General features: G+C 41.2%; 4 protein-coding genes, 5 tRNA genes and 2 rRNA genes. 10 read left to right on the forward strand and 1 reads right to left on the reverse strand.

What is annotated here, in order from left to right; genetic code table 11:
• From rrf (Xkoz_RS01370) to birA, 5 genes are all read left to right on the forward strand, one after another.
• Window positions 1-98 (forward strand): 5S ribosomal RNA (gene rrf, locus Xkoz_RS01370); the annotation flags it as partial.
• 51 nt (window positions 99-149) lie between these two features.
• Window positions 150-225 (forward strand) — tRNA-Thr (locus Xkoz_RS01375).
• A 34-nt stretch (window positions 226-259) separates the two neighbouring features.
• Window positions 260-375 (forward strand): 5S ribosomal RNA (gene rrf, locus Xkoz_RS01380).
• 160 nt (window positions 376-535) lie between these two features.
• Window positions 536-1576, forward strand: coding sequence for a UDP-N-acetylmuramate dehydrogenase (gene murB / locus Xkoz_RS01385; protein WP_099140424.1), 1041 nt, complete (start codon window positions 536-538; stop codon window positions 1574-1576).
• Window positions 1573-2532 carry a bifunctional biotin--[acetyl-CoA-carboxylase] ligase/biotin operon repressor BirA gene (birA, locus tag Xkoz_RS01390; RefSeq protein ID WP_099140425.1) on the forward strand — a complete coding sequence of 320 codons (960 nt, stop codon included), beginning with the start codon at window positions 1573-1575 and terminating at the stop codon, window positions 2530-2532. Before murB ends, birA begins: the two co-directional genes overlap by 4 nt.
• A 33-nt stretch (window positions 2533-2565) precedes the next feature.
• On the opposite strand, the gene coaA is transcribed toward birA, so the two are convergent.
• Window positions 2566-3516, reverse strand: coding sequence for a type I pantothenate kinase (gene coaA / locus Xkoz_RS01395; RefSeq protein ID WP_099140426.1), 951 nt, complete (start codon window positions 3514-3516; stop codon window positions 2566-2568).
• A gap of 429 nt (window positions 3517-3945) precedes the next feature.
• Between coaA and Xkoz_RS01400 the strand changes: the two genes are divergently transcribed.
• The 5 genes from Xkoz_RS01400 to Xkoz_RS01420 all read left to right on the forward strand — a co-directional run.
• Window positions 3946-4021 (forward strand) — tRNA-Thr (locus Xkoz_RS01400).
• Between the two features lie 15 nt (window positions 4022-4036).
• A tRNA-Tyr gene (locus tag Xkoz_RS01405) sits at window positions 4037-4121 on the forward strand.
• A gap of 99 nt (window positions 4122-4220) precedes the next feature.
• Window positions 4221-4295, forward strand: a tRNA-Gly gene (locus tag Xkoz_RS01410).
• A 6-nt stretch (window positions 4296-4301) separates the two neighbouring features.
• Window positions 4302-4377 (forward strand) — tRNA-Thr (locus tag Xkoz_RS01415).
• A 105-nt stretch (window positions 4378-4482) separates the two neighbouring features.
• Window positions 4483-4582, forward strand: a 100-nt coding sequence (locus tag Xkoz_RS01420) for a GTP-binding protein (protein ID WP_234369306.1), incomplete at its 3' end; no start/stop codon positions are given.

Genomic DNA, 4582 nt, shown 5'->3' on the forward strand with positions numbered 1-4582 from the left:
GTGGGACCACCTGAATCCATGCCGAACTCAGCAGTGAAACGCCGTCGCGCCGATGGTAGTGTGGGGCCTCCCCATGCGAGAGTAGGGCACTGCCAGACACCAATTTATAAGTGTTGTCCATTTGGCAACACTTTTTATTTTCAGCATTTGCTGATATGGCTCAGTTGGTAGAGCACACCCTTGGTAAGGGTGAGGTCCCCAGTTCGAATCTGGGTATCAGCACCATGAATAATATGTTCGGCAAATAAAACAGAATTTGCTTGGCGGCGATAGCGCGGCGGTCCCACCTGACCCCATGCCGAACTCAGTAGTGAAACGCCGTAGCGCCGATGGTAGTGTGGGGTCTCCCCATGTGAGAGTAGGGAACTGCCAAGCTTTAATATCCAGTCAAAAGGCCACTCATATGAGTGGCCTTTTGCATTTCTGGTTCTTTTGTATTCCAATCAATAGATAAGTGTTGGGTGACTACTTACTTATCTTTCAAATATAGAGTCTGATAGACTACGACTTAAATTACCTATTGAGCTTGAAGTGAATGTCTGTCTGTCAATCTACTCAACTAAAAACGTTTAACACGTTTGGTATTTCAGCCAATGCCGATCATATTGGTATGGCCACCTCTGTTGAATCTCTTCTGGCCTTATGGCAAGAAGCAGTGAAAAAGAACCAACCAACTTTACTGTTGGGAGGAGGAAGCAATGTTCTTTTCACCGATAATTTTAAGGGTACGGTGATCCTAAATCGTATCCTTGGCATTAATATACAAGAGTCAGGTGCTGCATGGCATATTCATGTTGGTGCGGGTGAAAATTGGCATGAACTCATTACTTATTTATTGAAACAGCAGATCTATGGCTTGGAAAATTTAGCCTTGATCCCTGGAAATGTTGGTTCTGCCCCAATCCAGAATATTGGGGCATATGGCGTTGAATTTAAACATGTCTGTGAATATGTGGATTTTGTTGAGTTGAAAACAGGCAATTCAATTCGTTTAACCGCAAATGAGTGTCAATTTGCCTATAGAGACAGCATCTTTAAGCATCAATATAAAGATGGTTATGCTATTACAGCCGTTGGGTTGCGTTTGAATAAAAAGTGGGAACCCGTTTTAACTTACGGTGCCTTAGCACAGTTTTCACGAGAAAAGGTCACCCCGAAACAGATATTCGATACCGTGTGTGAAATGCGCCAGAGTAAATTGCCAGATCCGACACGGATAGGTAATGCTGGAAGTTTCTTTAAAAACCCTATTGTACCGATTGAATTAGCATACAGAATTAAGCCTGAATATCCTGACTGCCCTCAATATCCTCATGATGAACATAGCGTAAAGGTCGCAGCAGGTTGGCTGATCGAGCAATGCCAATTGAAGGGTTTTGCTATTGGTGATGCCGCCGTACACATAAAACAAGCATTGGTATTAATTAACAAAGGTAATGCAACGGGACAAGATGTTATTGCCTTGGCTGCTTATGTGCGCAGCAAGGTAGCCGAAAAATTTAATATCTTCTTAGAGCCTGAGGTGCGCTTTATTGGCAATACAGGTGAGATAGATGCAGTGGAATGTATTTCATGAAAGATATTAGAACTCCATTAAAATTAATTAAGGTGTTATCTGATGGCGAAATTCATTCAGGCCAGCAACTCGGCCAAGAATTGGGAATGAGCCGTGCAGGGATCAATAAACATATTCAAACGATCCGTGAATGGGGCGTGGAAGTATTAACGCTTCCGGCTAAAGGCTATCGTTTGCCTGCCCCAATGAATCTTCTGGATAAGGAAGCTATTGAAAATCACCTTCCCAATAATCGTATTGAAGTTATCCCTGTCATTGACTCTACAAATCAGCATGTTCTGGAAAAATTAGCAGAACTTGATTCAGGAGATGCCTGTGTTGCTGAATATCAGTATGCTGGCAGAGGACGTCGTGGTAGGAAATGGGTTTCTGCGTTTGGTCGAAACTTATATCTATCTATGTATTGGTATTTAGAACAAGGACCAGCAGCAGCGATAGGTTTAAGTTTAGTGGTTGGTATTATTATTGCGGAAGTTCTGAACCGTCAGGGAACAGAAAAGGTCAAAGTAAAATGGCCAAATGATTTATATTTGGATGATAAAAAACTGGCCGGGATATTGGTGGAGTTGACGGGAAAAACGGGAGATGCAGCCCACATTGTTATCGGAATAGGTATAAATATTTCGATGAGTAGCGATCAACAGAAATCAATTAATCAAAATTGGACTAATTTGCAGCAATCTGGAACGGTTATTGAACGGAATAAGCTAGTTGCTGAAATCATAGCGGAACTTAAAGAAGCATTAATTCAGTTTGAAAACGAGGGACTGGCCCCTTTTATTCCTCGATGGTTTGAATTAGATAATTTTATCAATCGCTCCGTAAAATTAATTATTGGTGATCAGGAAGTTCACGGAATAGCCCGTGGAATAGATCAACAAGGTGCTTTGTTACTGGATATAAATGGAGTGATTACGCCTTATATTGGTGGCGAAATATCCCTAAGAGGTTGCTGAATGTAAAGCCGGAAGTATTTCCGGCTTTTTGCCTTATTTTCTCAGTCTGACGCTTTCAATCGTATGATTGATTCCTTTCGTCATAATCAAACTAGCTCGTTCTCTCGTTGGTAAGATGTTTTGCTGTAAATTTAATCCATTAATTTCTTGCCAAATACCCGATGCAACTTTTATCGCTTCTTCTGTCGTTAGTTTAGAGTAATTGTGGAAATAGGAATCAGGATCGGAAAAAGCACCTTGCCGAAACTTAAGAAAACGGCTGATGTACCATTGTTCAAGTAATTTTTCTGGTGCATCAACATAAATAGAAAAATCAACAAAATCAGATACAAATACATGATGTGGTTCGTGTGGATAATCCATGCCACTTTGTAATACATTTAAGCCTTCAAGGATAAGAATATCTGGCTTTTCGATAATAAGTTGTTCATGAGGAACAATGTCATAGCTTAGATGAGAATAAACCGGTGCAGTGACTGTTTCCGCCCCTGATTTTATGTCGGCGACAAATTTGACCAAGCTACGCATATCATAGGATTCAGGGAATCCCTTTTTTTTCATTAAGCCACGTTCATTCAATACATTGTTGGAATGCAAAAATCCGTCTGTTGTCACTAATTTGACACGACGATGTTCCGGCCAACGGCTTAATAATGCTTGCAATAAGCGGGCGGTTGTACTTTTCCCGACAGCTACACTACCTGCGATACCAATAACATAAGGTATTTTTTGTTCATCTGTTCCCAGGAATTGCTCAAGAACAGCTTGCCGCCGTAAGTTGGAGCTAATGTAAAAATTGAGTAAGCGTGACAAGGGAAGATAGATTTCAATCACTTCATCTATTGAGATTTCTTCATTAATCCCTTTTAAAGCAGCGACTTCCTCTTCTGTTAATGTCAAAGGCACTGAGTCACGCAATGTTGCCCAATGTTTACGATCAAATTGTAAATATGGAGTCGTCAAAAAATTTTCTTTCTTATTCATAAGCCAACATCTGCCTGTCTATGCAGGTTGGACAGGTTGTTGAAAACACCCGTATCCGACAAAAAATAAATCTCATCATATCGGTTGAATTATCGTAGGCGTAGAATTTTTTATGATTTTAGTGATTTTTTTGATGGCAAATACAAAAATATAAAAAAAACGTACTACTTCTGAAGCTATGTTAGTTGCCAACTCATTTCTTTTAAAAAGGAAATAGTCAGGATGATACAAATAATTTTCAAAAAGTAATTGGCAGATACGCTTATTGGATTTTTCTGCACAAGAGCTTATCGTTGGATATTTAAGCTAAAGTTATTGAAAAAAACACCAGTAACATTAGAAATGATTGTTTTGTGAGCAAAAGAACAAAAAAAGCAATTTTTTTGTTGCATCGTGGGCCAACTCTTCCTAGAATGCGCAGCACTTGATGCCGGCATAGCTCAGTTGGTAGAGCAACTGACTTGTAATCAGTAGGTCCCGAGTTCGACTCTTGGTGCCGGCACCATTAAAAATTTGGAAAGGTGGGGTTCCCGAGCGGCCAAAGGGAGCAGACTGTAAATCTGCCGTCACAGACTTCGAAGGTTCGAATCCTTCCCCCACCACCATTAACCAGTTTAGATCTTGAGTGTTCTGCTCGAGTTATACTCCAGAAAAACACTTGAGATACAACGTACAGCTGATTAAAGTCAGGTAGCCGAGTTCACGCGGGCATCGTATAATGGCTATTACCTCAGCCTTCCAAGCTGATGATGCGGGTTCGATTCCCGCTGCCCGCTCCAAGATGTGCTGATATAGCTCAGTTGGTAGAGCACACCCTTGGTAAGGGTGAGGTCGGCAGTTCGAATCTGCCTATCAGCACCACCTCTCCTGTTCTGCCTCCTGATTTTCTTCCTGTAAATATCTCGCAAGCAATTGCTTGGTTGATGTGGTGAAACCACCGATTCCGTGTCTTAGAGGGACAACCTAATGTCTAAAGAAAAGTTTGAACGTTCAAAACCGCACGTTAACGTTGGTACTATCGGCCACGTTGACCACGGTAAAACTACCCTGACTGCAGCAATCACCA

Origin of the sequence: Xenorhabdus kozodoii (assembly GCF_002632875.1) — a bacterium.
GTDB lineage: Bacteria > Pseudomonadota > Gammaproteobacteria > Enterobacterales > Enterobacteriaceae > Xenorhabdus > Xenorhabdus kozodoii.

Excerpts from the sequence above, each read along its gene's own strand:
- murB (WP_099140424.1), top strand. The coding sequence starts at position 536 with ATGTCTGTCTGTCAATCTACTCAACTAAAAACGTTTAACACGTTTGGT.
- coaA (WP_099140426.1), bottom strand. The coding sequence starts at position 3,516 with ATGAATAAGAAAGAAAATTTTTTGACGACTCCATATTTACAATTTGAT.
- birA (WP_099140425.1), top strand. The coding sequence starts at position 1,573 with ATGAAAGATATTAGAACTCCATTAAAATTAATTAAGGTGTTATCTGAT.